Source organism: Pseudomonas sp. NFX5 (genome assembly GCF_049132125.1).
GTDB classification, from domain to species: Bacteria; Pseudomonadota; Gammaproteobacteria; order Pseudomonadales; family Pseudomonadaceae; genus Aquipseudomonas; species Aquipseudomonas marginalis.
The window spans coordinates 87,555-112,536 of sequence record NZ_JAFMZG010000002.1 but is presented as its reverse complement, the minus strand read 5'-3'; the positions used below and the strand labels follow the sequence as shown (position 1 = coordinate 112,536).

General features: G+C 61.3%; 20 protein-coding genes and 1 pseudogene. 11 read left to right on the top strand and 10 right to left on the bottom strand.

What is annotated here, in order from left to right; translation table 11 throughout:
• Positions 1–4 precede the first annotated feature (4 nt).
• The 9 genes from J1N02_RS00565 to J1N02_RS00525 form a co-directional block, all read right to left on the bottom strand.
• A complete protein-coding gene (locus tag J1N02_RS00565; protein ID WP_092356753.1) occupies positions 5–778 on the bottom strand; it encodes a 3-hydroxybutyrate dehydrogenase in 774 nt (257 codons plus the stop codon).
• A gap of 7 nt (positions 779–785) precedes the next feature.
• Positions 786–2,177 carry a GntP family permease gene (locus tag J1N02_RS00560; protein WP_421147050.1) on the bottom strand — a complete coding sequence of 464 codons (1,392 nt, stop codon included), beginning with the start codon at positions 2,175–2,177 and terminating at the stop codon, positions 786–788.
• A 293-nt stretch (positions 2,178–2,470) separates the two neighbouring features.
• Complete coding sequence (locus tag J1N02_RS00555) at positions 2,471–3,862, bottom strand: sigma-54 interaction domain-containing protein (RefSeq protein WP_098479294.1); 1,392 nt, start codon at positions 3,860–3,862, stop codon at positions 2,471–2,473.
• Positions 3,859–5,433 carry an ABC transporter ATP-binding protein gene (locus J1N02_RS00550; RefSeq protein WP_421147049.1) on the bottom strand — a complete coding sequence of 525 codons (1,575 nt, stop codon included), beginning with the start codon at positions 5,431–5,433 and terminating at the stop codon, positions 3,859–3,861. Before J1N02_RS00550 ends, J1N02_RS00555 begins: the two co-directional genes overlap by 4 nt.
• Before the next feature lie 10 nt (positions 5,434–5,443).
• Complete coding sequence (locus J1N02_RS00545; protein ID WP_065927157.1) at positions 5,444–6,466, bottom strand: ABC transporter permease; 1,023 nt, start codon at positions 6,464–6,466, stop codon at positions 5,444–5,446.
• Positions 6,466–7,527, bottom strand: coding sequence for a microcin C ABC transporter permease YejB (locus J1N02_RS00540; RefSeq protein WP_027608619.1), 1,062 nt, complete (start codon positions 7,525–7,527; stop codon positions 6,466–6,468). The genes J1N02_RS00545 and J1N02_RS00540 overlap by 1 nt, the downstream gene beginning before the upstream one ends.
• Positions 7,527–9,386, bottom strand: a complete 1,860-nt coding sequence (locus J1N02_RS00535) for an extracellular solute-binding protein (RefSeq protein WP_027608618.1) — start codon at positions 9,384–9,386, stop codon at positions 7,527–7,529. Before J1N02_RS00535 ends, J1N02_RS00540 begins: the two co-directional genes overlap by 1 nt.
• 130 nt (positions 9,387–9,516) lie before the next feature.
• A complete protein-coding gene (locus J1N02_RS00530) occupies positions 9,517–9,798 on the bottom strand; it encodes a peptidylprolyl isomerase (RefSeq protein ID WP_003208024.1) in 282 nt (93 codons plus the stop codon).
• A gap of 597 nt (positions 9,799–10,395) precedes the next feature.
• Positions 10,396–10,890 (bottom strand): DUF1543 domain-containing protein, encoded by a 495-nt coding sequence (locus J1N02_RS00525; protein WP_421147048.1) that lies wholly within the window; start codon positions 10,888–10,890, stop codon positions 10,396–10,398.
• 106 nt (positions 10,891–10,996) lie between these two features.
• Here J1N02_RS00525 and J1N02_RS00520 point away from each other — a divergent pair, with 106 nt between their 5' ends.
• Positions 10,997–11,818 (top strand): aldo/keto reductase, encoded by an 822-nt coding sequence (locus J1N02_RS00520; RefSeq protein WP_027608616.1) that lies wholly within the window; start codon positions 10,997–10,999, stop codon positions 11,816–11,818.
• Positions 11,819–11,871: 53 nt separating this feature from the next.
• Here J1N02_RS00520 and J1N02_RS00515 read toward each other — a convergent pair whose 3' ends face one another.
• The gene (locus J1N02_RS00515; RefSeq protein ID WP_027608615.1) at positions 11,872–12,387 is read right to left on the bottom strand and encodes an Hcp family type VI secretion system effector; all 516 of its coding nucleotides are present in this window, start codon (positions 12,385–12,387) and stop codon (positions 11,872–11,874) included.
• Positions 12,388–12,865: 478 nt separating this feature from the next.
• On the opposite strand from J1N02_RS00515, the gene tssA reads away from it, so the two are divergent.
• From tssA to tagH, 10 genes and pseudogenes are all read left to right on the top strand, one after another.
• Positions 12,866–14,413: a type VI secretion system protein TssA gene (gene tssA / locus J1N02_RS00510; RefSeq protein ID WP_421147047.1), complete on the top strand. Its 1,548-nt coding sequence runs from the start codon at positions 12,866–12,868 to the stop codon at positions 14,411–14,413.
• A 31-nt stretch (positions 14,414–14,444) separates the two neighbouring features.
• Positions 14,445–14,942, top strand: a complete 498-nt coding sequence (gene tssB, locus J1N02_RS00505; RefSeq protein ID WP_027608613.1) for a type VI secretion system contractile sheath small subunit — start codon at positions 14,445–14,447, stop codon at positions 14,940–14,942.
• A gap of 28 nt (positions 14,943–14,970) precedes the next feature.
• A pseudogene (gene tssC / locus J1N02_RS00500) lies at positions 14,971–16,446 on the top strand (type VI secretion system contractile sheath large subunit).
• 14 nt (positions 16,447–16,460) lie between these two features.
• The gene (gene tssE, locus J1N02_RS00495) at positions 16,461–16,862 is read left to right on the top strand and encodes a type VI secretion system baseplate subunit TssE (RefSeq protein WP_421147046.1); all 402 of its coding nucleotides are present in this window, start codon (positions 16,461–16,463) and stop codon (positions 16,860–16,862) included.
• Complete coding sequence (gene tssF / locus J1N02_RS00490; RefSeq protein WP_421147045.1) at positions 16,852–18,639, top strand: type VI secretion system baseplate subunit TssF; 1,788 nt, start codon at positions 16,852–16,854, stop codon at positions 18,637–18,639. Before tssE ends, tssF begins: the two co-directional genes overlap by 11 nt.
• The gene (gene tssG, locus J1N02_RS00485) at positions 18,603–19,610 is read left to right on the top strand and encodes a type VI secretion system baseplate subunit TssG (RefSeq protein WP_098479298.1); all 1,008 of its coding nucleotides are present in this window, start codon (positions 18,603–18,605) and stop codon (positions 19,608–19,610) included. The genes tssF and tssG overlap by 37 nt, the downstream gene beginning before the upstream one ends.
• Positions 19,611–19,622: 12 nt before the next feature.
• Positions 19,623–22,061 (top strand): AAA family ATPase, encoded by a 2,439-nt coding sequence (locus tag J1N02_RS00480; protein WP_092356771.1) that lies wholly within the window; start codon positions 19,623–19,625, stop codon positions 22,059–22,061.
• Positions 22,058–23,590, top strand: coding sequence for a sigma-54 interaction domain-containing protein (locus J1N02_RS00475; protein ID WP_108572858.1), 1,533 nt, complete (start codon positions 22,058–22,060; stop codon positions 23,588–23,590). The genes J1N02_RS00480 and J1N02_RS00475 overlap by 4 nt, the downstream gene beginning before the upstream one ends.
• A gap of 59 nt (positions 23,591–23,649) precedes the next feature.
• Complete coding sequence (locus J1N02_RS00470; RefSeq protein ID WP_081744502.1) at positions 23,650–23,781, top strand: type VI secretion protein; 132 nt, start codon at positions 23,650–23,652, stop codon at positions 23,779–23,781.
• A gap of 16 nt (positions 23,782–23,797) precedes the next feature.
• On the top strand, positions 23,798–24,982 hold the full coding sequence (gene tagH / locus J1N02_RS00465; RefSeq protein WP_027608606.1) for a type VI secretion system-associated FHA domain protein TagH: 1,185 nt from the start codon (positions 23,798–23,800) through the stop codon (positions 24,980–24,982).

Below are 24,982 nucleotides of genomic sequence, written 5' to 3'. Positions count from 1 at the left end.
GGCCTTATTGGGCCAGCCAGCCGCCATCAATGTTCCACGCCGCCCCCCGCACCTGGGCTCCGGCCTCGCTGCACAAGAACAGCACCAGCTCACCCAGCTGCGACGGCGTCACAAACTCCAGGGACGGCTGTTTCTCCGCCAGCAGATCATGTTGCGCCTGCTGCGGATCGACGCCATTGGCCACGCGATCATCAATCTGCTTCTGCACCAGCGGCGTCAGCACCCAGCCGGGGCAGATCGCGTTGCAGGTCACGTTGCTGGTGGCGGTCTCCAGGCCCACCACCTTGGTCAAGCCGATCACGCCGTGCTTGGCTGCCACATACGCGGCCTTGCCCACCGAGCCGACCTGGCCGTGCACCGAGGCGATGTTGACGATACGCCCCCAGCCCTTGGCCTTCATGCCCGGCAGGCTCAAGCGCGTGCTGTGGAACACCGAGGACAGGTTGATCGCGATGATCGCGTCCCAGCGTTCCACCGGGAAGTCCTCCACCGCCGCCACGTGCTGGATGCCGGCGTTGTTGACCAGGATGTCGACACCGCCGAACTCACGCTCGGCGTAGGCCAGCATGTCGGCAATCTGCGCCGGGTCGCTGACGTCCGCCGGGTGGTGGCCGACCTTGCCGCCAAACGCCTGCACCTGGGCGACCACCGCGCTGGCGTCGCCGAAGCCGTTGAGGATCAGGTTGGCACCGGCCTTGGCCAGGCTCAGGGCGATACCCAGGCCGATGCCGCTGGTGGAACCGGTGACCAGGGCGGTCTTGCCGTTCAATCTTGTCATGAAAACCTCACACAATGCCGGTGGCGTAGAAAGTACCGATCACCACGAACACCGCGAGGGTCTTGATGATCGTGATGCCGAAAATGTCCTTGTAGGCTTCGCGGTGGGTCAGGCCGGTCACCGCCAGCAGGGTGATCACCGCGCCGTTGTGGGGCAGGGTGTCCATGCCGCCGCTGGCCATGGCCGCGACCCGGTGCAGCACTTCAAGGGGAATATTGGCCGCATGGGCCGCCGCAATAAAGCTCTCGGACATGGCCGCCAGGGCGATGCTCATGCCACCGGACGCGGATCCGGTGATACCGGCCAGCAGGGTCACGGTAATCGCTTCGTTGACCAGCGGGTTGGGGATGCCCTTGAGCCAGTCCGCCAGCACCAGGAAGCCCGGCAGCGAAGCGATCACCGCGCCGAAACCATATTCGGAAGCGGTGTTCATCGCCGCCAGCAATGCGCCGCTGACCGCGCTCTTGCTGCCGTCGGCGAGCTTACTTTTGATCGCCGACCAGCCGAATACCAGCACCATGATGATGCCCACCAGCAACGCCGCCTGCACCGCCCAGATCGCCGTGAGCTTGGCGATTTCGGTGGTCACCGGTGCGCTCATGCCCGGCAGGCTGAGGCTGTGGGTCTTGCCATACCATTGTGGGATCCAATGGGTGAACAGCAGGTTCATCACGCCCACCAGGATCAGCGGCGACAGTGCGATCCACGGGTTGGGCAGCGTGAGGTTCTCGGCGGTTTCCGGCTCGTTGCGCAGCTGGGTGCCGTAGCCTTCACCGGCGCGCTGGGCCTTGTTGCGCTGGCGCGCCAGGTAGAGCATGCCGGCGCAGAACACGAAAATCGTGCCGATCAGCCCCAGCCACGGCGCTGCCCAGGCGGTGGTGTTGAAGAAGGTGCTGGGGATGATGTTCTGGATCTGCGGCGTGCCGGGCAGGGCGTCCATGGTGAACGAAAACGCACCGAGGGCGATGGTCGCCGGGATCAGGCGCTTGGGGATATTGCTCTGGCGAAACATCTCCGCCGCAAACGGGTACACCGCAAACACCACCACAAACAGCGACACGCCACCATAGGTGAGCAGGGCGCAGACCAGCACGATCACCAGCATCGCCTGGCGCGTGCCGAGCAAACGGATCGCCGCCGCCACGATAGAGCGCGAGAAACCCGACAGCTCGATCAGCTTGCCGAACACCGCACCGAGCAGGAATACCGGGAAATACAGTTTGATAAAGCCGACCATTTTCTCCATGAACACCCCGGTAAAGGCAGGGGCGACGGCGGACGGGTCGGTGAGCAGCACGGCGCCGAGGGCGGCGATGGGGGCAAACAGGATAACGCTATAGCCACGGTAGGCAGCCAGCATCAGCAACGCGAGCGCTGCCAGGGCAATGATCACACTCATGGTGTGTCTCCATCGGATTGTTATTGTTGTGGGTGAAGCGGTGGGGAGGGCTATAGCGAGATGTGTGCCATATTTTCAAGCTATTGAAATATATGGATATTTTTTAGTTTCTTTCGAGTATTTCGGGGTGCTGTCTCAATTTTGAGACAAATGAATATCAAATGTGGGAGGGGGCTTGCCCCCGATAGCGGTGTATAAGCCAGCATATGTGTTGACTGACCTAATGCTATCGGGGGCAAGCCCCCTCTCACAGGGAATGTCTTTATATGGAGAATCTTGTCTCTGTTTGGAGATCAGGCAATTCCCAGTGCCACCATTTTCTTGTACAACGTCGACCGCCCCAACCCCAATCGCCTGGCCGCCTCGACCACATTGCCCTCACACGCCCTGAGTGCCGCCGCAATCACCTGCCGATCAAACCGCTCCCGCGCCGCCGCAAACGTCTCGCCCTCAACCGTGTCCACCGCACCGCGTTCCACCGGGCTGAACGTGCCAATCGCCGCACGAATGTCCCCAGCGTTCAACACCAGGTCATCGCTCAGCAACGCCGCGCGCTCCAGCACGTTGCGCAGTTCGCGGATGTTCCCCGGCCACGCATGCTGTGCCAACAGCGCCAGGGCCTCGCGGTCCAGTTCATGCTGGCTGCGCAGTTCCTCGAGGATCGCTTCGCTCAGCGCCGGAATGTCCTCCAGCCGCTCACGCAGCGGCGGCACCTGGATCGGCAATACGTTCAGGCGGTAATACAGGTCCGCACGGAACTCACCGCGCTTGATCGCCGCTTCCAGGTCCATGGAGGTGGCCGCGATCACCCGCACATCGCTGTGCAGCATTTCGTTGGAACCCACCGGTTCGAATTCCTTTTCCTGCAACACCCGCAGCAGCTTGCTTTGCAGCGGCAGCGGCATATCGCCGATTTCATCGAGGAACAGCGTGCCGCCCTGGGCAATCTGGAACTTGCCCGGACGGCCCTTGCGATCTGCACCGGTAAAGGCGCCCGGCGCGGTGCCGAAGAACTCGGCTTCCAGCAGGTCATGGGGAATCGCCGCGCTGTTGATGCTGACAAACGCCTTGTGCGCCCGCGGTGAGGCGCCGTGGATCGCCTGGGCGAGCAATTCCTTGCCGGTGCCGGTCTCGCCCAGCAGCAGCACCGGTGACTCGGCGCTTGCGCTGCGCCGGGCACGGCGTTTGACTTCCAGGCTGGCGGCGCTGGTGCCGATAAAGTGCGCGAAGTTGTATTTGCTCTGGCGTGAGCGCAGCAACGAGCGGGTGGAGGCCAGTTCCTGCTGCATGCTCAGGTAGCGTTCGATCAGTGGCGACAGGTTGCGCAGCTCATCGAACAAGGCAAAGCCAATCGCACCGATCACTGCACCGGCGTCGTTGTGGATCGGCAGGCGCATCACCACCAACGGGCCTTTGGGGGTGTCCTGGATGTCCAGCAGAATCGGCCGGTCGGTGCGCACCACCTGGCGCAACAGGCTGTTGGAAATCACCTGCTCGCACGGCTGGCCGATGGCTTCATCGGCACTCTTGAGGCCGAAGCGCTTGGCGTAGCGCTCGTTCATCCAGACGATATTGGCGTCGCGGTCGACAATCACCGTGCCTTCGCTGGACTGCTCGATGATCTCGAACAGCGACTGGATCGCCAGGCCGCGAACCTGTTGGTAGTCCGTCAGGCTGGTACTCATGACGACAGCCCGCCGGCCGCCGCCAGGAGTTCTTTGGTATACGGGTGCTGCGGTGCTTCGAAAACGTCATGGCTCGGCCCGCGCTCCACCACCTTGCCGTCCTTGATCACGATCATGTCATGGGCCATGGCGCGCACCACGGCGAGGTCATGGCTGATAAACAGGTAGGTCAGGCCGTACTTTTCCTGCAATTCACGCAGCAACGCTACGACCTGCTTCTGCACCGTACGGTCCAGTGCCGAGGTCGGTTCATCCAGCAGCATCAGCGCCGGCTTGAGCACCAGCGCGCGGGCGATGGCGATGCGTTGGCGCTGGCCGCCGGAGAATTCATGGGGGAAGCGATGGCGGCTGGCGGGGTCGAGGCCCACGTCCTTGAGCACCTGGATCACTTGCGCATCGCGGTCGGCCAGGCTGCACGGCGCATGCACCTCCAGGCCTTCGCTGATGATCTGCTGCACCGACATGCGCGGGCTGAGGCTGCCGTAGGGGTCTTGGAAGACCACTTGCATCTGCTTGCGCCACGGGCGCATCTGCTTGTGGTTGAGCGGGTCGAGGGCCTCGCCCTGGAAGCGGATGCTGCCGGTGGAATCCAGCAGGCGCAGGATCGCCTGGCCGAGGGTGGACTTGCCCGAACCGGACTCGCCGACAATCCCCAGGGTCTTGCCGCGCTGCACGCTGAGGCTGATGCCATCCACCGCGCGCAGGTAGGTCTTGCGCCGGAACAGGCCGCCGCCCAGTGGGAATTGCACGCTCAGGTCGTGCACGTCCAGCACGGTCTCCCGTGGCTCGCTGCACAGCACATCGCCGGACGGCTCGGCGTCCAGCAGCAGGCGGCTGTAGGGGTGTTGGGGGGCCGTGAACAAGGTCTCGCAGTCAGCCTGCTCGACAATCTCGCCGGCACGCATCACGCACACCCGCTGGGCAATGCTGCGCACCAGGTTGAGGTCATGGCTGATCAGCAGCAGCGACATGCCCAGGCGGTGTTGCAGGGACTTGAGCAGCAGCAGGATCTTGCGCTGCACGGTCACGTCAAGGGCGGTGGTGGGCTCGTCGGCGATCAACAGCTCCGGCTCACAGGCCAGGGCCATGGCGATCATCACCCGTTGGCGCTGGCCCCCTGAGAGTTGGTGCGGATAGGCCTTGAGGCGTTCCTGGGGTTTCTGGATGCCCACCAACTGCAGCAACTCGAGGATGCGCGCCTGCGCCGACTTGCCGCCCAGGCCCTTGTGCAGCAGCAAGGTTTCGCCGATCTGTTTTTCGATGCTGTGCAGCGGGTTGAGGGAGGTCATCGGCTCCTGGAAGATCATCGCAATGCGGTTGCCGCGCAGTTTCTGCAAGGTCGGTGCCGAGGCGCCGACCAGTTCCTGGCCGCGATATTTCACGGAGCCACGGGTGTCGGTGCCGGCTTCGGGCAACAGTTGCAAGATTGAGTGCGCCGTCACCGACTTGCCGGAGCCGGACTCACCCACCAGCGCCAGGCACTCGCCGGGACGGACGTCCAGGCTCAGGTTGCGTACCACGGTCTGGCCGCTGAAGGCGACGCTGAGGTCGCGGATTTCGATCAGGTTCATACGCAGTCACTCATGAACGTGGGTCGAAGGCATCACGTAGTGCCTCGCCGATAAAGACCAGCAGCGACAGGATCAGCGCCAAGGTGAAAAACGCCGTCAGGCCCAGCCACGGCGCTTGCAGGTTCTGCTTGCCCTGGGCAATCAGCTCGCCCAGTGACGCACTGCCCGCAGGCATGCCGAAACCGAGGAAGTCCAGGGCGCTCAGGGTGGAAATCGCCCCGGTGAGGATGAACGGCAGGTAGCTCAAGGTGGCGGTCATGGCGTTGGGCAGGATGTGCCGGCGAATGATCTTGCCGTCGCCCAGGCCCAGGGCCCGTGCGGCCTTGACGTACTCCAGGTTGCGCCCGCGCAGGAACTCGGCGCGCACCACATCCACCAGGGCCAGCCAGGAAAACAGCGCCATGATCCCCAGCAACCACCAGAAGTTCGGCTCGACAAACCCCGACAGGATGATCAGCAGGTACAGCACCGGCAGCCCGGACCACACTTCAAGGATGCGTTGGCCGAGCAGATCCACCCAGCCGCCGTAATAGCCCTGCAAGGCCCCGGCGGCGATGCCGATGGTGGCGCTGATGGCGGTGAGTGCCAGGGCAAACAGGATCGACACGCGCGCGCCGAAGATCACCCGCGCCAATACATCCCGCGACTGGTCATCGGTACCCAGCCAGTTCACCGTCGAGGGCGGGCTGGGGGCCGGGCGGGTCAGTTCGTAGTTGGGCGTGTCGTCGCTGAACGGGATGGGCGGGAACAGCATCCAGCCGCCGTCCTGCTTGATCAGCTTTTGCACGTAGTCACTGCGGTAATCGGCCTGGAACGGCAGTTGCCCGCCGAACTGCTGCTCGGTGTAGCGCTTGAATGCGGGGAAATACAGCTCGTTCTTGTAGCTGAGCACCAAGGGCTTGTCGTTGGCGATCAACTCGCCGCCCAGGGTCAGGATAAACAGCCCGATAAACAGCCACAGCGACCACCAGCCACGACGGTTTTTCTTGAAGCGTTCGAAACGTCGACGGGCCACGGGAGACAGGTTAAGCATCAGGCGTTCCTCGCGGCGAAGTCGATACGCGGGTCCACCAGGGTGTAGCAGAGGTCGCCGATCAGTTTTATCAGCAGGCCGAACAAGGTGAAGATAAACAGCGAGCCAAACACCACCGGGTAGTCCCGGGACACGGCCGCTTCGTAGCTCATGCGGCCGAGGCCATCGAGGGAGAAAATCACCTCGATCAACAGCGAACCGGCAAAGAACACGCTGATGAACGCCTGGGGAATCCCCGAGATCACCAGCAGCATGGCGTTGCGAAACACATGGCCGTACAGCACCCGCCGTTCGCTCAGGCCCTTGGCGCGGGCGGTCACTACGTACTGGCGCGTGATTTCATTGAGGAACGAGTTTTTGGTCAGGATGGTCAGGGTGGCGAACCCGCCGATCACCAGTGCGCTGACGGGCAACACCAGGTGCCAGAAGTAGTCGGCGATCTTGCCCACGGTGCTCAGCTCGGCGAAGTTTTCCGAGACCAGCCCGCGCACCGGGAACCAGTTCAATGACGTGCCTCCGGCGAACACCACGATCAGGAACATCGCGAACAGGAACGCCGGCATCGCGTAGCCAATCACGATGGCGGTGCTGCTCCACACATCAAAGCTGCTGCCATGGCGCACCGCCTTGCGAATGCCCAGGGGGATCGACACCAGGTAGGTGATCAGCGTGGCCCACAGGCCGAGGGAAATGGTCACCGGCATTTTTTCCAGGATCAGGTCGATCACGGTGGCGCCGCGAAAGAAGCTGTTGCCGAAATCCAGCTGGGCGTAGCTCTTGAGCATCAGCCACAGGCGTTCCGGCGCGGGCTTGTCGAAGCCGTATTGTTTTTCGATGTCCTTGATCAGTTTCGGGTCCAGCCCGCGGCTGGCACGGGAGCCGCTGCTGACACCGTCGCCGGATGAGCCGCCGACCGCGCCGCCGCCGATGCCCTGCAAGTGGGCGATGGCTTGTTCCACCGGTCCGCCGGGGGCGGCCTGGACGATCACGAAGTTGACCAGCAGGATGATCACCAGCGTCGGGATGATCAGCAGCAGGCGCCGCACGATATAGGCAAACATCAGCGAGCTCCCGCGCGTTTTTTCAACTCGGTATTCATTTGTTCATTGGTCAGCGGGGTAGGGCTGATTTCCCACCAGGTTTCCAGGGCTTCATCATTCCTGGCCTCGATGGCCGGGCGGCCGAAGCGGTTCCACCACGCGGCGGAGGTGCCGGGCGGGTAGTAATTGGGGATCCACAGGTAATTCCATTGCAGCACCCGGTCCAAGGCATGGGCATAGGTAAGCATCTGCGCCTGGGTGTCGGCCTTGACCAGGCCCTTGATCAGGCTGTCGACGGCCGGGTCCTTGAGCACCATGTAGTTGTTGGCGCCCGGATCGAATGCGGCGGTCGAGCCGAAGTAGTTGTACAGCTCCATGCCGGGCGAGGTGGTGACCGGGAAGCCGGTGACGATCATGTCGTAGTCGCGGGCCATCAGGCGGTTGACGTATTGCGAAGAATCGATGCGGCGGATGTTCAAGGTAATGCCGATCTGTGCGAGGTTGCGTTTGTACGGCAACAGCAGGCGTTCCAGCCCGTTCTGGGCATTGAGGAAGGTGAACTCCAGCGGCTCGCCCTCGGCGTTGACCAGTTTGTCGCCGTCTGGCTTCCAGCCGGCTTCTTCCAGCAGCGCCAGGGCTTGCAGCTGTTTGTCGCGGATCATGCCGCTGCCATCGGTGACCGGGGCCTTGAACACCTGGGTGAATACCTCGTCGGGAATCTGCCCGCGCAAGGGTTCCAGAATCGCCAGTTCTTCCGGGGTGGGCAGCTGGGTGGCGGCCAACGGGCTGTTGGAGAAGTAGCTTTGCTGGCGGATGTACAGGTTGCGCATCATCTGCCGGTTGGCCCATTCGAAGTCCCACAGCATCGCCAGGGCCTGGCGCACGCGACGGTCCTTGAACATCGGTTTTTGCACGTTGAACACATAACCCTGGGCCGGTTGCGGCATGTCCTTGGCCAGGTGCGCACGTTGCAGGCGGCCATCGTCCAGGGCCGGGCCGTTGTAGCCGATGGAATAGCCGGTGGCGGAAAACTCACGGTTGAAGTCGTAGGCGCCACCGCGCAGTACCTGGCGGGCCACTTCGGTGTCACCGAAGTACTCCAGGCTCAGGTGATCGAAGTTGTACAGGCCGCGGCTGACGGGCAGGTCCTTGCCCCACCAGTCGGGGTCGCGGGTAAAGGTGATGGTGCTGCCCGAGTCGATCTTGCCGACCTTGTACGGGCCGCTGCCCAGTGGGGCTTCGTAGCCACCGCCGTTGGCGAAGTCGCGGGTTTTCCACCAGTGCTCGGGAAACACCGGCAGGGTGGCGACATCCAGGGGCAGGGTGCGGTTTTCATTGCTGGAGAAATCAAAACGGACCTGGCGCGGGCCTTCGACTTCGACGTGCTTGACGTCGGCGAACAGCGTGCGAAAGCGCAGGCTGCCTTGGGTCATCAGCAGGTTGAAGCTGTAGCGCACGTCTTCGGCGGTGATCGGCTTGCCATCGGCAAAGCGCGCCTTGGGGTTGAGGAAGAAGCGCAGGGACAGGCCGTCCTCCGCGCGTTCCATCTTCTCGGCCACCAGGCCATACACCGTATAGGGCTCATCCAGGGAACGCAGGGCCAGGGGCGCATACAACCAGCCGTCGACCTGGGAGACGCCGATGCCTTTGTCGATATACGGCAGCACATGGTCGAAACGCCCGATCTCCAGCGCCGAGCGCCGCAGGCTGCCGCCCTTGGGGGCGTTGGGGTTGGCGTAGTCGAAATGGCTGAAACCGGCGGGATACTTGGCCGGTTCGCCGTACACGGTCATGGACGGTTGGGGCGCCGCGATCACGGCGCTGCTGGCCAGCAGCAGGGCCAGGGAGGTACTGAACAGTCTGGAAAAAGCCAATCGCATTGTCAGCCTTGAACGCCGGGTGAAGAAGAATAAGGATTTGTACGCTAACGGCATCAGCGTCGCCAGTCGTCACATGCACAACGGCCCACCAAGAGGCGGGCCGTTGTTTCAAGCAGCAGCGCGGATGGGATCAGTCCTGGCGGCTGGTGACTTCCAGCAGGTGGTAGCCGAACTGGGTTTTTACCGGGCCTTGCACGGTGTTGACCGGGGCGCTGAAGACGACGGTGTCGAATTCCTTGACCATCTGGCCTGGACCGAACGAACCCAAGTCACCGCCCTGGCGGCTGGATGGGCAGCTGGAGTTGGCTTTGGCGACTTCTGCGAAATCGGCGCCGCCTTCGATTTGGGCCTTGAGTTCGTTGCACTTGTCTTCAGTGGCAACGAGGATGTGACGGGCGGTGGCTTTGGCCATGGGGATTAACTCCTTGAGTAAAAACGGTGAGCGTACCGGATTCAGGCGGTTATTTCCTGGCAAAGTTCCGCTGGGGTTCAGGTTGGGGCGTTGGGCTTGGGGATTGGCGTGATGGAGTGAGACCCAGAGCAGGCTGGTATCTACCTGATGCATAGAGATCACATGTGGGAGGGGCGGTGCGACGATTCGACTTGCTCCCGATGGCGGCCTGATGGCCGACCAGGATTTGGGATCAGACCGAGTACATATCCGTTGCTGCGGTAACGGCCACCTAGGGTTCCGCCCTTACGGCGGCTCACTTTGGAAAAGCCCCAAAGTAAGCAAAGGGCTCTTGCCCCAACACTCGGCACCTCGCCTAGGCTCGGTGTGCCCTCACTCCGGCTTGACTCCGTGGGCCGCCGTCATGGGCCATCCCTGGCCCAGGACGGCTAACCCGGCGTCCTGCCGGGTTACCCACGGATTCAAACCTGCGTTCGGCCAGCGTGTTTGACGGGGCGCCTGAGATCAAGAGCAACAGCAACAGCAACAGCAACAGCAACAGCAGTGTTACGTCTGACGTTGCTGGAGTTATCTGATGTCAGGTCGAATAAGCCTCCATCAATTTAAGACGATATAGTCGTTCTGCTGAATGATCGGCCGATGGGCGCCTTGCATCAGGTGAAGGTAGCGGCCGTCCACCAGGTCGATGGGCAGGCAGTCGTCGATATCCATCACGCCGTCGGTGTGGGCCTGGGACCAGTGGCGCAGCATTTGTTGCTTGCCCTTGCTGGTCGCCTCCCGTTTGTTGCGGGCCACCACCAGCAGGTAGTGGTGGGCCTCGCCAAAGCTATTGGTTTCATAACCGCCAAGGTTGATGAAGTACAGGTGATGGGCGTCGGCAGCGGGGGCCAGGTGGCTGAGTTCGACTTTCCAGCCGTCGACGCCGTCCACCCCCATCCACGAATCGATATGCACGCCCTTTGGGCTGCCAAACCAGCCCTCGCGCAGTTGCGGGTAGGTGCCTTCCAGGGTGTCTGCTACGGCGAACACTACATCGTGCACTTCAATCCTTGCCCGTGGGTGCTTGCCCCCGAGCATCACGACAAACAGCATTGCAGGTCCTTCCTGGCGACTTGGCAAAGGGCAACCATACTTCGATTGAACCCTTTTGTCTGGTCAATGCCACACTGTTAATTCGCGAACTCATCAGGAGGTTGTCATGCGCACCATTGATCTGGCGGGTGTTCCCGTCCCTGTCATCGGCCAGGGAACCTGGCGCATGGGCGAAGACCCGGACCGGCGCCGCGCTGAAGTCGCGGCATTGCAACTGGGGATCGACGAGGGCATGACCCTCATCGACACCGCCGAGATGTATGGCGAGGGTGGCGCCGAGGAAGTCGTCGGCGAAGCCATCAGCGGCAGGCGTGACCAAGTGTTCCTGGTGAGCAAGGTCTACCCGCACAACGCCAGCCAAAAAGGCGTGCCCCGTGCCTGTGAAGCCAGCCTCCGGCGCCTGGGCACGGACTACATTGATCTGTATCTGCTGCATTGGCGTGGCCAGTACCCCCTTGAAGAAACTGTCGAAGCGTTCGAGCGCCTGCGTGAGGCCGGCAAGATCGGCCGCTGGGGCGTCTCGAATTTCGATGTGGCCGACCTGCAGGAGCTCGCATCCCCGGCCTGCGCGACCAACCAGGTGCTGTACAACATCGAAGAGCGCGGGATCGAATTCGACCTGTTGCCCTGGTGGCAACAACACCATTTGCCGCTGATGGCGTACTGCCCGATTGCCCAGGGTGGGGCGTTGCTGTCCAGCCAGACCCTCAAGCAGATCGCCCGCCGCCACGAGGTCACGCCTGCCCAGGTTGCCTTGGCCTGGGTGCTGCGCCAGGACGGTGTGATCGCCATTCCCAAGGCGGTCACCCCGGAGCATGTACGGCTCAATGCGGCCGCCGCCAAGGTGGTGCTCGATGAGCACGACCTGGATGCCATCGACCGGGTGTTCGGCGCACCCAAGCGCAAGCATCCCTTGGCGATGGTGTAGTTGCCTGGCAGAAACGGTGCCGTCCCTGGCTCCCGTTCCTGCTCAGGTCCGACTTAGCCCGCTACCGGGTTGCGCCAGTCATCCGATCCGGATGTGCCCGACACTTCGTGGGTCCACACGATCTTGCGATAGGTGAAGTACACATCCTCCAGGTGAGTGAAGTGGGCATTGTCCGGGTCCTGGCAATTGGGCATGCGGGACTGGATGTCCACGAGCGTCGCGCCCTCCAGTTCTATCGTGAAGTAGTGCTCCTGGGTGCCGGCCGATGATGTGCGGAACCACTCCAGTCGGCATTTGACCTCTTCACCGCTGGTCAATGCGCTGAACAGCAAGGGCGATGACTTATCGAAGACCTTGCTGATCATCAGCGGCTTATGGACCCTCTGGCCTGTCGGCTGACCCGACTGCGGATCGCGGGGGATGATTACTTGATGAGCAAAGGCCTGGACCAGAATCTGGTCTTCATGACCTTCCTGATAAATGTTGCCTACCGAGTCCTGGGTAAATGTGCCTGCCGTAATCAAACCTTGTTTGACACCGGTGATGGAAAGATACGCGGGTGTTGGCATGACGGGTTTCCTTGTCTGATTGATGAAGTAGTTCCAACGGTTAATCGTACCGGTTGGAAATGTGGTTATTACAAGAAGCGTGCCGGAAAGTGCGGGAACCAATACGGACTTGGCATGCTGTGGATATAGGCGTTGGGTTTAAACGGATGTTATGGTTTTTTTGGATGTTTTACGGAAAGTGTTTGCGCATAAGTGCGCATTTAGTTGCTCATATTGCTACGTCTCTTAGTAGTTGATTTTCCGCTGGGGTTAGGTGAACTACATCTCTGTAGCTGCGCAAAAGTCTGCATATGCCTTGGTTTACGGGGTGTGTAGGAAATGTCTTAAGTGTGAGCCTGTTGCTTGCTGGATGTTATTGTCGTGGCTAAGGTTTACGAACTTCGCGGCGAATCAAGCGAAGGGTTCATGGCAATCTGGTGTGAAAGTTAAATGCACTTAGTTTGTCTCTCGTGCCTTGGATAGTCGAGTGCGCCCCTAAATGGTCCATTCAGAAAAACTCTGCGCTTATTACCTCGAGCTTGCCCGGCAGCCCTGTTTACCAGCGAACTTTGCCGGCAGTGATATGCGCTATTCAAATGAATATGAAACCCTGGAGTCCGAACTGGCAAAGATGCAGTCCATGCATGGCGCCGGCCAGCCGGACTGGCAAAAGCTCCTGGAAATCAGCGAATGCCTGTTGCGTGAGCAGTCCAAGGATCTGCGCGTGGCCGTCTGGCTGACCTGGGCGCTGTACCACCGCGATTCCTTTGCCGGACTGCTGGCTGGCCTCGGGTTGCTGCGCCATCTGTGTGAGCACCATTGGTCGGCGGTATACCCTGGAAAGCTGCGCACCCGCGGCGCGGCGTTCGGCTGGCTGGTCCTGCGCCTTGAGACACTGCTTGTCCAAGACCTGTCGGTTCAGGACCAGCAACCCCTATTCCAGTCCATGCTTGAACACCTCACGCGCCTTGATGAACTCTGGACTGCACATTTGGGAGGCGACGCGCCGCTGTTGCTGCCGATTCGCAAACAATTGGAGCAGTGGTTGGCGCTTGCTGTGCAAGGCCATCCCCCTGTCGCCGGGTTGAACGCCGCCGTTGCGCAAGTGCAACCCGCTGCTACGCCATCCTCAACGGCCAAACCGACGGTAAACAACGAAAAAGACGCGCATGAATTGCTGTATGCCTTGCAGGAACAAGCTCGTCCGTTGTGTGCCTGGTGGTTACGCCAGGACGCCGCCGACCTACGGGCCTTGCACCTGAGTCGAACGCTGGCCTGGCTGTCCATCGTTCGCTATCCGGATGCCGACGGTGAGCGAGTCACCGCGTTGTGCGGGCCTGCCCCCGACAGACTCAAGTACTACCAGCAACGTTTTGCCCAAGGCCATCACGCCGAGCTGCTGCCTGAACTTGAGGCCGGCCTCTCAGGTGCGATGTTCTGGTTCGATGGGCTGTACATGCTCTGGCAATGCCTGGAAGCCCAGCAGGCGGAACTGGCCATGAGCGAGTTGGAAGTGAGTTTCGCCCTGCTGTTGCAACGATTGCCGGACTTGCCGGCGTTTCGCTTTCAAGGGGGCGCTCCTTTTGCCGACGACGCCACTCGCGACTGGATCGCACTGCATGTCTCCCATTACCTGCAAACCCCTGAGGCGCCCCGCGTGGGGGGCGATGCCGAGCCCTGGGAGATCGCCTTGCAGGATGTGCTACCGCGGCTGCGCAAGGATGGGCTCAAAGCCGCGGTACATGAGCTCAATCAAGGCCTGCATGCCGCTCGCAGCGATCGCGCCCGCTTTTATTGGCGGTTGGCCCTGGCGCGCTTGTGTGCACACGCTGGCAAACATGAACTGGCGAAGATCCAGCTCGAACAACTGGACTTCGAGCTGCAGCGCTCGGGCCTGGAGCGCTGGGAGCCGGAGCTGGCGTTTCAAGTGACACGCCTCTTGCACCGCTGCTGCGACCTGCTGCCACAAAACCATGCCGTGCGCGAGCGCAAGGAAGACACCCACCGCAGGCTGTGCCTCTTCGATCTGGAAGCGGTACTTGAATAGGCTTACGAGCCGCTTGAAAAGGAGATTTACCATGGCCAAAGAAGGTTCGGTAGCACCCAAGGAACGCATCAATATCACCTTCAAACCCGCCGTCGGCGGTGTGCGGGAAGAAGTCGAGCTTCCGTTGAAACTCCTCGTGCTGGGGGACTTCACCCAGCGTGAGGACCTGCGCAAGCTTGAAGATCGCAAGCCCATCGCCCTCAACCAGAACACCCTCGATGAGGTGTTGGCCAAACAGGCGCTGAGCCTGACGCTGAATGTCCCCAATCGGCTCCAGGACGGCGCCGAGGTCGAAGACCTGGCCATCCAGTTACGAATCAATTCGATGAGGGATTTCAACCCGGCGAACCTGGTGGAGCAGATCCCCGAGTTGCACAAGCTGATGGCCCTGCGTGAGGCGCTCATGGCGCTCAAGGGACCACTGGGCAACACGCCGAGCTTTCGCAAAGCCATCGAACAGGCCCTGGCCGACGACGAATCCCGTGCCCGAGTATTGGCGGAGCTGGGCCTGAGCGGCCGGACCGCCTGACATTCTTCAGTAAAAGGACACTGGCGCCATGACGACTCAACACACCTCGATACCCGTACTCATCACTGACGAGCACAGCATTCTCGACAACATCATCGCCCAGACTCTGTTGAGTGCGGATGATGAGGCCTACGGCATAGCCAGGCGTGGCGTCTCGGCATTTATCGAAGAGCTGATCAAGCCGCAGAACAGCGGGGAACCGGTCAAGAAACACCTGGTTGACCGGATGATTGCGGAGATTGACGAGAAGCTCGGTCGGCAAATGGATGAGATTCTGCACCACCCGCGCTTCCAGGCCCTGGAATCCTCATGGAAAGGCCTGCAGTTGTTGGTCGAGCGCACCAACTTTAGAGAAAACATCAAGATCGAACTGCTGAATGTCTCTCGGTAAGACCTGCTGGATGACTTCGAAGACTCACCCGAGGTGACCCAGTCCGGGCTCTATAAGCACGTCTACAGTGCGGAGTACGGTCAGTTCGGCGGTCAACCTGTGGGCGCAATCATCGCTGACTTCTTTCTTTCCCCCAGCGCCCCCGATGTGAAGCTGATGCAATACGCTTCCAAGGTCGCCTGCATGGCCCATGCACCGTTTATCGCGGCCGCCGGGCCGACTTTTTTCGGCTTGGAAAGCTTCACCGATCTGCCTGACTTGAAGGATCTCAGGGATCACTTCGAAGGTCCGCAGTTCGCCAAATGGCATAGCTTTCGCCAGAGCGAAGATGCCCGTTATATCGGGCTGACGGTGCCGCGATTCCTGCTGCGCACGCCTTACGATCCCCTTGAATGTCCGGTCAAGACCTTCGCCTACCGGGAAACCGTGGTGAACAGCCACGAGCACTACCTTTGGGGTAATACCGCCTACGCCTTTGCCACACGATTGACCGACAGTTTTGCGCGGTTTCGTTGGTGCCCGAACATTATCGGTCCGCAAAGCGGCGGCGCAGTGGAGGACTTACCCCTGCATCACTTCCACAGCATGGGCGAAATCGAAACCAAGATTCCCACTGAAGTGCTGGTATCCGACCGTCGCGAATACGAACTGGCGCAAGAGGGTTTCATTGCCTTGACGATGCGCAAGGGCAGTGACAATGCCGCGTTTTTCTCCGCCAGCTCGGTGCAACAGCCAAAGCGTTTCGGCATCAGTGCCGAGGGCAAGGAGGCCGAGCTGAATTACCGCCTGGGCACCCAGTTGCCCTACATGATGGTGGTCAACCGCCTGGCCCATTACCTCAAGGTCCTGCAACGGGAGCAACTGGGCTCGTGGAAGGAGCGTACCGACCTGGAGCTGGAGCTCAACAAGTGGATTCGCCAGTACGTGGCCGACCAGGAAAACCCCAGTGCCGAAGTGCGTGGGCGGCGGCCATTGCGGGCGGCACGTATCGTTGTCAGTGATGTCGAGGGCGAGCCTGGCTGGTACCGCGTCAACCTGAGTGTGCGACCGCACTTCAAATACATGGGGGCGGATTTCACCCTGTCCCTGGTTGGCAAGCTCGACAAAGAATGAGCAGGGGCCAAGGGATGATGCGTAACCAAAACCTCTTCGAGCGACTTGAAAGTCCGGCCGCAAAATCATCATGTGCCGTGACGTCCGTCGCAGCTCATCTGGGAAAGATGCTCAGCATCCGCGCTGGCAGCGTGCAGACACTGGAGGATTACGGTATGCCGGATCTCAATGACATGAGTCAGAGTCTGCATGAGTCATTGAGCCAGTCGCGCTTGTTGATCGAGCGGTTTATCCGGGCCTATGAGCCCCGCTTGAAGGATACGCACGTGAGGGCGTTGCCTTGTGGTGACGATCCTCTGGCGCTGGCGTTTGCCATTGACGCCACGCTCTGCGTCGACGGGGTGACGCAGCCCGTGGTGTTCACCGCGCGCCTGCAGGATGCTGGACAGGTTGAGGTCTTGCCTGATGTCCTTTAACCACTATTACCAGAGCGAACTCAGTGCGTTGCGACAGCTCGGGCGGCGCTTTTCCGAGCGCAATCCTGCTCTCGCGCCCTTTTTAGGGGAGGCCGGTCAGGATCCGGATGTGGAGCGGCTGCTGGAAGGCTTTGCTTTCCTCACCGGTCGCCTGCGCCAGAAGCTGGATGACGAGTTGCCTGAGCTGACTCATTCCTTGATGCACCTGCTGTGGCCCAACTACATGCGGCCCCTACCTGCGTTCAGTATCCTGCAGTTCGAGCCGTTGAAACATGCGGGGCCCGGTGTGATGGTCGCACGGGATACACCGGTCGAAAGCGCTGCGGTCGATGGTGACCGCTGTCGTTTTCGAACCTGCTACGCCACCTGCATCTTGCCGCTGCAACTGAGCGCGCTGGAGTACTGCGTCCAGGGAGAGCAGGCGTTGCTGAGCCTGCGCCTGGACATGGGCGGCGAAGGCAATTTCAGCGAATGTGCGTTCGATCAATTGCGCCTGCATTTGTCGGGAGACCGCTACATCAGTCAAGCGTTGTACCTGAGCCTGTTGCGCGAGGTTGAGGGTATCGAGTTGCTGCCATTGGGCGGTGATGGGCTTGCGGTCAGCGGGGCTGATGGCCAGCCCCTGCTGTTGCGATTGGGTGGCGATCAGGTCAGTCCGGTGGGGTTCGCGGAGGAGCATGCGCTGATGCCTTATCCGCAGAATACCTTTCGTGGATACCGCCATCTGCAGGAGTATTTCGCCTTTCCTGAAAAGTACCTGTTCGTCGATGTGCTTGGCCTGGATGCGTTGCAGCGGTTGCCCCAGGACGTACTCAAGCAAATCTGCAGCGTCAGGCTGTGCTTCAAGTTACGCACCCGGTGCCAGGCAACCGGATACCCCACGCTGGACAACGTGAGGCTGTACTGCACGCCCATCGTCAACCTGTTCAAACATGATGCGGTGCCGATTCGCCTGGACGGCAAGCAGGACGAATACCTGTTGATTCCTGGGGAATATGCGCGCGCAAACGCCTGTGTATTTTCCGTCGACAAGGTCACGGGCTGGCGCCCCGGCGGGCTGGGGTATCAGGCGTACGTACCGTTTGAATCCTTTGAGCACGACGGCGTTATCGATGCATCGGCAGCGCCCACCAGCTACAGCATTCGTCAGCGTGCTTCGGCGCATCATGCCGGGCTCGATACCTGGCTGGGGTTCGGAAGCGGGCGGGGGCATACCCAGGAAACGCTGTCGATCGAGCTGACATGCACCAATCACAACCTGCCTCGGCAATTGCAGGCAGGGGAGATCAATCAGCCCTGTGAGCAGACACCGGAGGGCTTGTCATTTCGCAATATCTGCGCACCGACTGCGAGTTTCGCACCGCCCCTGGACCAGGACTTTCTCTGGCGACTTATCAGCAACATGTCGCTCAACTATTTGTCACTGAGCGACATCAATGTCTTGAAGGTGGTCCTCGAAACCTATGACGTGCCGCGTTACCACGATCTGCAAGCGAAAAAGGTCAGCCAGAGAAGGCTGGGGGCCTTGCGATCCATCAGCCATACGGCCGTCGACCGCTTGCACCGGGGCATGCCGCTTCGAGGGTTGAGGGTCGACCTGAGCATTGATTCCCAAGGTTTCCTGGGGGCGGGCGAAGCGTTTTTGTTCGCCTCGGTGCTCAACGAGTTCTTCGCGCTTTATGCCAGCCTTAATGCCTACCACGAGCTGCGTGTCATCAGCACACAAGGAGATGTGTACCTATGGCCACCTCAGATGGGGCAGCAGCCCCTGCTTTGAAGCAACTGTGCCGTGCCATCCGTGAATATTCGCTGTTCCAGGCGATTTCGCAGGTGATCAAGCGCCTGCGCGATGCCCATCCGCTACTGGATGACAACGCACTCTATGAGCGGCTGGAGTTTCAGGCCAACCCGGGTCTTGGTTTTCCCGGTCACGATATTGACCGGTTGGAGTTTTTTGTTGAACACGATCAATTGCGTGCGCGTCTTCGCCTCAATGTCCTGGGCCTCTGCGGCGCAGGTTCACCCTTGCCGGCCTTTTACGGTGAGCAGGCGAGTGCCGATGGAGCGGGCGGCCACGCGACTCGAGACTTCCTGGACCTGTTTCACCATCGTCTGCAACGGCTGATGCTGCCGATCTGGCGCAAATACCGCTACCAGGCGTGTTTCCAGGCGCAGGCGCGTGATGCTTTTTCCGAGCAGATGTTTGCGTTGATCGGGTTGAGGGGCCAGCGCATCCGTACCGCCGCGCAGTTGGACTGCAAGCGACTGTTGCCCTACCTGGGGTTGCTTGGCCTGCGGGCGCACTCGGCGGCGGTGATCGAAACAGTGCTGCGTTACTACTTCGGGCATGAGCGCGTGTTTATAGAGCAATGGGTGGAACGCACGGTTGCCATTGCTCCCCCGCAGTTGAACCAGCTTGGCTGTGCCAACAGCCTGTTGGGCTTCGACCAGGTACTGGGAAGCCGGATCACCGACTGCAACGGTAAGTTCCGGGTGCATATACAGGATCTGGATTGGCAGCGCTTCCATGGTTTCTTGCCGACGGGGTCGGAGTATCCACTGCTGTGTTCGTTGGTGCGACTGGCTGCACGAGACCCGCTGGAGCATGACCTGCGGCTGGTGCTGGCCAAGGAGGCGCTCAGGCCGTTGCACGTGGGTGAACACAATGTCTGCAGGCTGGGGTGGACCACTTGGCTGGCACACGAGTGCGCCGATGGTGCGGTCATCGTGGCCAGCAATGCTCACTAGGGACTAATGACCATGATGAATGTAGACCTGCAACAGCTGATCCTGACATTGACGCCCGCAGTCCGTCAGGACCTGGAGCGCTCGGCCGAACGTTGCGTGACGCGAGGTGGCAGGGAGGTCCTGGTGGAAGACCTGCTACTGACCCAGCTGGAACGTCCCAGGGGGCTCTTGATACGAGCCTTGGCCGACGCCGGGATCGAGGCGCAGACGCTGCAAGCAACGCTGCAGCCCAAGGGGCAGGCAAGTGCCACGCGTAATCCGGTGTTCGCCCCGGCCCTCGTGCAGTGGTTGCAACAGGCGTTGATGGTTGCCCATCTGGAGTTGCGCCAGAGCGTCGTGGACCACGGTGCACTGTTACTGGCGTTGTTGCGTCACCCGCTGCAGCACGCGGGTACCGGCTATCACGCGTTGTTGAGCGGTTTGGATGCACAGCGTATACAGGGGTTTGTGCTGGACCAGGGGCCTGACGTCTGCCCGGCAGCAGGCGGCGAGTCACTGCTGGCGCGCTTTACCCATGATCTGACACGCCAGGCCCAGGAAGGGCGTATCGACCCGGTGCTGTGTCGCGAGGGTGAGATCCGCCAACTGATCGACATCCTTATGCGGCGGCGCAAGAACAATCCGATCCTTGTCGGCGAGGCCGGGGTGGGCAAGACCGCGGTTGTCGAAGGCCTTGTCCTGCGCATCGCCAGCTCGCAGGTGCCGGAGCCACTCAAGGGTGTGCGTGTGCTGACCCTGGACATGGCACTGCTGCAAGCCGGTGCCAGCATCAAGGGCGAGTTCGAGCGGCGTCTCAAAGGCGTGATCGACGAAGTGAATGCCGCGCCGACACCGGTGATTCTGTTTATCGACGAGGCGCATACCCTGGTGGGGGCGGGTGCCCAGGCGGGTGCCGGCGATGCCGCCAACCTGCTCAAGCCGGCCCTGGCCCGCGGTGAGTTGCGTACCCTCGCTGCCACCACGTGGTCCGAATACAAGAAATACTTTGAAAAAGACCCTGCCTTGGCGCGGCGTTTCCAGCCTGTGCTGGTTGGCGAGCCCAGCGTTGAACAGGCGACTTCGATCCTGCGCGGGCTGGTCCCGGCCTACGAATCCAGCCATGGCGTGCATATACGTGACGATGCCGTCGTCGCGGCGGCGCAGATGAGCGCCCGCTACCTGGCAGGGCGTCAGTTGCCCGATAAGGCCGTGGATGTGCTGGACACCGCCTGCGCACGTGCGCGAATCAACCAGATAATGGTGCCCGAGGCATTGGAGCGCCTGTGTACCGAGCACGCTGAAGGCTCGCGGCAGCGCGACTCGCTGAATCGAGACAGGGACGCCGGATTGCCAATGGATGAGCCGGCTGCACAAGCATTGGGCCTGCGATTGGCGGCTGTCGAGAGTGAGCGTCAACTTCAGGAGCAGCGCTGGCTGGAACAGCGCGCGTTGGCGGAGCCGTTGCGTGTATGCCCGCGACTGGTGGCACAGGTCATCAGCGCCTGGACCGGCATTCCGGTTGAACAACTGTCCCTTGAGCACAGTGCATCGGTGCTGGGGGTTGCCGATGCGCTGCGGTCGCGCATTCTCGGCCAGGAACCTGCCATACAGGCGCTCGACCGCAACCTGCGCGCTGTGGCTGCCGGACTGAACAAGGCCGATGCGCCGGTCGGTGTGTTTCTGTTGGTAGGCCCAAGTGGTGTGGGCAAGACCGAAACGGCCTTGGCCCTGGGTGATTTGCTGTATGGCGGCGAGCGTTTTGTCACCACCCTCAACATGTCGGAGTTTCAGGAAAAACACGCCCTGTCTCGGCTGATTGGCGCACCTCCCGGTTATGTCGGCTATGGAGAGGGCGGAGTGCTGACGGAAGCCGTGCGCCGGCGCCCCTATTCGGTGGTGCTGCTCGACGAAGTCGAAAAGGCCGACCCGGAGGTGTTGAACCTGTTCTATCAGATCTTCGACAAGGGGCTGGTCAACGATGGCGAAGGCCGGGAAATCGATTTTCGCAATACGCTGATCCTGATGACTTCCAACCTGGGCAGCGATTGCATTATCGACTTATGTGCAGGCGGCCGACGACCTGGCACACAGGTGCTGCAGGACGCAATTCACCCTCTGCTGCGCGACTATTTCAAACCGGCACTGCTCGCCCGGATGCGAGTCGTACCCTATTACCCGTTGATGGGCGCTGTGTTGCATGACCTGGCAAGACTCAAGCTCGACCGTCTTGGGCGAAGGTTGCAGTCACGCAAGCTGGCCTTGAGCTATACGGCCGAACTGGTCACGCATATGGCTGAGCGGTGCGTCCATAGCGACAGCGGAGCGCGGTACATCGACCAATGGATCGAGATCCACCTGTTGCCGCAGATGGTCGATCGACTGCTTGGGGCGGTGGCGATGGGTGAGCCGCTGTCGCGGGCCCACGCCTGCCTGGATGGTGACGGGCTGCCGATCTGTGAGTTCAGCCAATGATGAACGATGTGCTGGCCCCTTTACCCCAGCCCCTGGCCTACGCCGAGACGTTGCTGGCCTGGTTCACCCGAATGGGCATCGAGGGTGACGAGACAACGTTGCCAGGCCTGTGTGTTGCAGCGGCTGCGCAACTGAGTGAATGCGAACTCGGCCAGTTATATTGGCGGGACGAGGACACGGGTCGGCTGGACTTGATTGCCCAGTATTTTCCTGGCGCATTGCCCCTCGGCGAGGGTGCTTGCGGCGCAGACTTTCAGCATCAGCAACTGTTGCGTCACGTGCTCGGCCATCCCAGTATCCTGAGCGTGGATAACCTGGACGACAGTGTGTACGAAAGCGGTTTTCTACCCGCGACAGCTACGCCCTGGCACTCGTTGATATGCCTGCCGCTGTTCGCTCGCCACAAGGCCGTTGCCGGTCTATTGCTGTGCGCCAGCCAGCGGCCGAAACTGCTCCAGGACTACGGACCCTCGTTAAGCCAACTGGCAAGCTTCGCCTTGAGTCAGCTGGCGCTGTTGCGACGTGTGCGTCCGCCGCACAACGGCTCCCAGGCCAGGCCTTGTCTACCCTCGGCGCGTATGACGTATGGGCTGATCGGCAACAGCGCAGCCATGGAAGAAACCTACCGGCTGATCGGCAAGGTGCTGAATGCGCCCTGCACGGTGCTGCTGCGCGGGGAGACCGGAACCGGCAAGGAGGTGGTGGCACGGGCCATCCATGCTGCCGGGCCGCGCAGTAGCAAAGCCTTTGTGGTGCAGAACTGTGCGGCCTTTCCCGAGGGGCTGCTGGAGAGCGAGCTATTCGGTTATCGCAGGGGCGCCTTTACAGGCGCCGAACGTAACCATGCGGGGCTATTTGACGCCGCCGATGGCGGCACGTTGCTCCTCGACGAAATCGGCGATATGCCGCTGTCACTCCAGGCCAAGCTGCTGCGGGTGTTGCAGGAAGGCGAGGTTCGCCCGTTGGGAGCCGATGCGGCCCATAAGGTCGATGTGCGAATTATCGCAGCGACCCATCGTGATCTGGCTGCAATGGTGGCGGAGGGCAGTTTTCGCGAGGACCTGTACTACCGACTGGCGCAGTTCCCGATCGAATTGCCGGCCTTGCGCGAGCGCGACGCAGATGTGCTGCTGTTGGCGCGACAGTTCGCACAATCGGCCTGCGCGGCAATGGGGCTCTCGCCGGTGGAATGGTCTGCTGCGGCCTTGGATCAACTCTCGTGCCACCCTTTTCCCGGGAATGTCCGTGAACTCAAATGCCTGGTCGAGCGCGCGGTACTGCTGTGTGACGACGCAGTGGTGCTGCCTGAACACCTGGGCCTGTCGTCCGGGCCGACCACTATTGCCGTCGGCGCGACGTTGCGCCAGCGCCTGGAACGGGTTGAACGGGTATTCCTGATCGACTGCCTGCACAAGAACCGTGGCAACCGGACCCGTACGGCACGCGAGTTGGGGCTAGCACGCCGCACCCTGCTTTACCGCCTTGCACGCTTGAACATCCCTGGCGGCGATGTCCGAGGGGGACGCTGAATGGTGCACGTATGGCTTCCACTCTTCGCCGCCAGCCTTACTTTCATTGGAGATACCTGATGCCACTTCGTACTTGGAAATCCTTGGGGCTTGTCCTGTGCTTGTTGAGCGGCTGCAACGCCAATTACGTTTTTGATGACGCTGACTACCGTCCGCTGGGTGACCCCCAGGCGACACGTCGCAGCGATTGAACAGCGGAGCCTTGTCATGCAACTAGTGTTTGAGGTGTGCAATACCGGAAGCGGTGAGCCTGCATCCTGTAAGACATTCGACGGCGTCGGCGGCGTGATCGGCCGCGGGATCGGCTGTGACTGGGTCATCCCGGACGCGAGTCGCTTGCTCTCCAGTCATCATGGCCTGGTCAGTTACCGGGATGGCCAGTATTTTTTCACCGACATCAGCAGCAATGGCATTGGCGTGTCGGGCAGCGCGGAGCGCTTGTGCAAAGGGCAGGCACGACTGATCAGCGAGGGTGATGTCTACCAACTGGGGCCAGTGGATATCCGTGCACGACTTGTGGCGCCCGGGAGACAAAATGGCCGGCAGGTGTTTTTCGGCAACGATACGATTCCGGATGACGCGTTTTTGGTGCTTGACCCCTTGCGAGCACTCGATAGCGAGCAGGTGCATGGCAGCTCACCCGGGGATCCGGAGGCGCTGAAACTCTCGGCTGCGAGGGCGGCCTGCGCACTGTCCCACTGCCCCCTGGAACGGGATCACCTGATCGTGCCGAGATGGGCCGAGCCAGTAACGGAAGAGGCCTCGACTCAACCCGCCCAGGTGACTGCAGCCAGTCGTGCTCCATTCTGGTCGCAGTTCGCGGACGCGATGGGCGTGCCCCTGGATACGCTTGATACCCAGGCATGCGAAGCCCTGGCGATCAAGGTGGCTGGTCTGTTCAGGCAAACCATCGAAGGGCTGCAGCAGAGTCTGCGTACTCGCGATGAGCTGAACGGCGAGTTGAACCTCGGTTGGACCGTGCCTGCCATTAAGAGTCACAACCCCTTGAAGGATTGCACCGATACCCCGTCTGCCCTGGCCTCACTGTTGGGCCTCGGTGAGCCGGGCCCGCTGCCTGCAGAGGTAGCGGTCGCCCAGGCATTCCGGGAAATGCAAATCCACCAGCTGGCCTTGGTCGTGGCTTGCCGTGCTGCAATACGTGGCGCTGTGGAGGCATTTGCACCAAGCCATCTGTTGCTGTGCTTCGAGCGCCAGGACATGCCGGCCAGGTTCTCTACCGATGGAGCCCACTGGCGGGCCTACCAGCGCCATTACCGACACCTTATCGACGAGCAACCCTTGGGCGAGCAGCTGTTGCGTAACCAATTTTCCAAAGCCTACGCGGAGCAGGTGCGCCTGGTCGCCACGCTGCATGCGCCTTATCCGGGATGA

Coding starts and splice junctions, on each gene's coding strand:
- J1N02_RS00565 (WP_092356753.1), bottom strand. CDS start 778: ATGACAAGATTGAACGGCAAGACCGCCCTGGTCACCGGTTCCACCAGC.
- J1N02_RS00560 (WP_421147050.1), bottom strand. CDS start 2,177: ATGAGTGTGATCATTGCCCTGGCAGCGCTCGCGTTGCTGATGCTGGCT.
- J1N02_RS00555 (WP_098479294.1), bottom strand. CDS start 3,862: ATGAGTACCAGCCTGACGGACTACCAACAGGTTCGCGGCCTGGCGATC.
- J1N02_RS00550 (WP_421147049.1), bottom strand. CDS start 5,433: ATGAACCTGATCGAAATCCGCGACCTCAGCGTCGCCTTCAGCGGCCAG.
- J1N02_RS00545 (WP_065927157.1), bottom strand. CDS start 6,466: ATGCTTAACCTGTCTCCCGTGGCCCGTCGACGTTTCGAACGCTTCAAG.
- J1N02_RS00540 (WP_027608619.1), bottom strand. CDS start 7,527: ATGTTTGCCTATATCGTGCGGCGCCTGCTGCTGATCATCCCGACGCTG.
- J1N02_RS00535 (WP_027608618.1), bottom strand. CDS start 9,386: ATGCGATTGGCTTTTTCCAGACTGTTCAGTACCTCCCTGGCCCTGCTG.
- J1N02_RS00530 (WP_003208024.1), bottom strand. CDS start 9,798: ATGGCCAAAGCCACCGCCCGTCACATCCTCGTTGCCACTGAAGACAAG.
- J1N02_RS00525 (WP_421147048.1), bottom strand. CDS start 10,890: ATGCTGTTTGTCGTGATGCTCGGGGGCAAGCACCCACGGGCAAGGATT.
- J1N02_RS00520 (WP_027608616.1), top strand. CDS start 10,997: ATGCGCACCATTGATCTGGCGGGTGTTCCCGTCCCTGTCATCGGCCAG.
- J1N02_RS00515 (WP_027608615.1), bottom strand. CDS start 12,387: ATGCCAACACCCGCGTATCTTTCCATCACCGGTGTCAAACAAGGTTTG.
- tssA (WP_421147047.1), top strand. CDS start 12,866: ATGGTCCATTCAGAAAAACTCTGCGCTTATTACCTCGAGCTTGCCCGG.
- tssB (WP_027608613.1), top strand. CDS start 14,445: ATGGCCAAAGAAGGTTCGGTAGCACCCAAGGAACGCATCAATATCACC.
- tssE (WP_421147046.1), top strand. CDS start 16,461: ATGATGCGTAACCAAAACCTCTTCGAGCGACTTGAAAGTCCGGCCGCA.
- tssF (WP_421147045.1), top strand. CDS start 16,852: ATGTCCTTTAACCACTATTACCAGAGCGAACTCAGTGCGTTGCGACAG.
- tssG (WP_098479298.1), top strand. CDS start 18,603: ATGGCCACCTCAGATGGGGCAGCAGCCCCTGCTTTGAAGCAACTGTGC.
- J1N02_RS00480 (WP_092356771.1), top strand. CDS start 19,623: ATGATGAATGTAGACCTGCAACAGCTGATCCTGACATTGACGCCCGCA.
- J1N02_RS00475 (WP_108572858.1), top strand. CDS start 22,058: ATGATGAACGATGTGCTGGCCCCTTTACCCCAGCCCCTGGCCTACGCC.
- J1N02_RS00470 (WP_081744502.1), top strand. CDS start 23,650: ATGCCACTTCGTACTTGGAAATCCTTGGGGCTTGTCCTGTGCTTGTTG.
- tagH (WP_027608606.1), top strand. CDS start 23,798: ATGCAACTAGTGTTTGAGGTGTGCAATACCGGAAGCGGTGAGCCTGCA.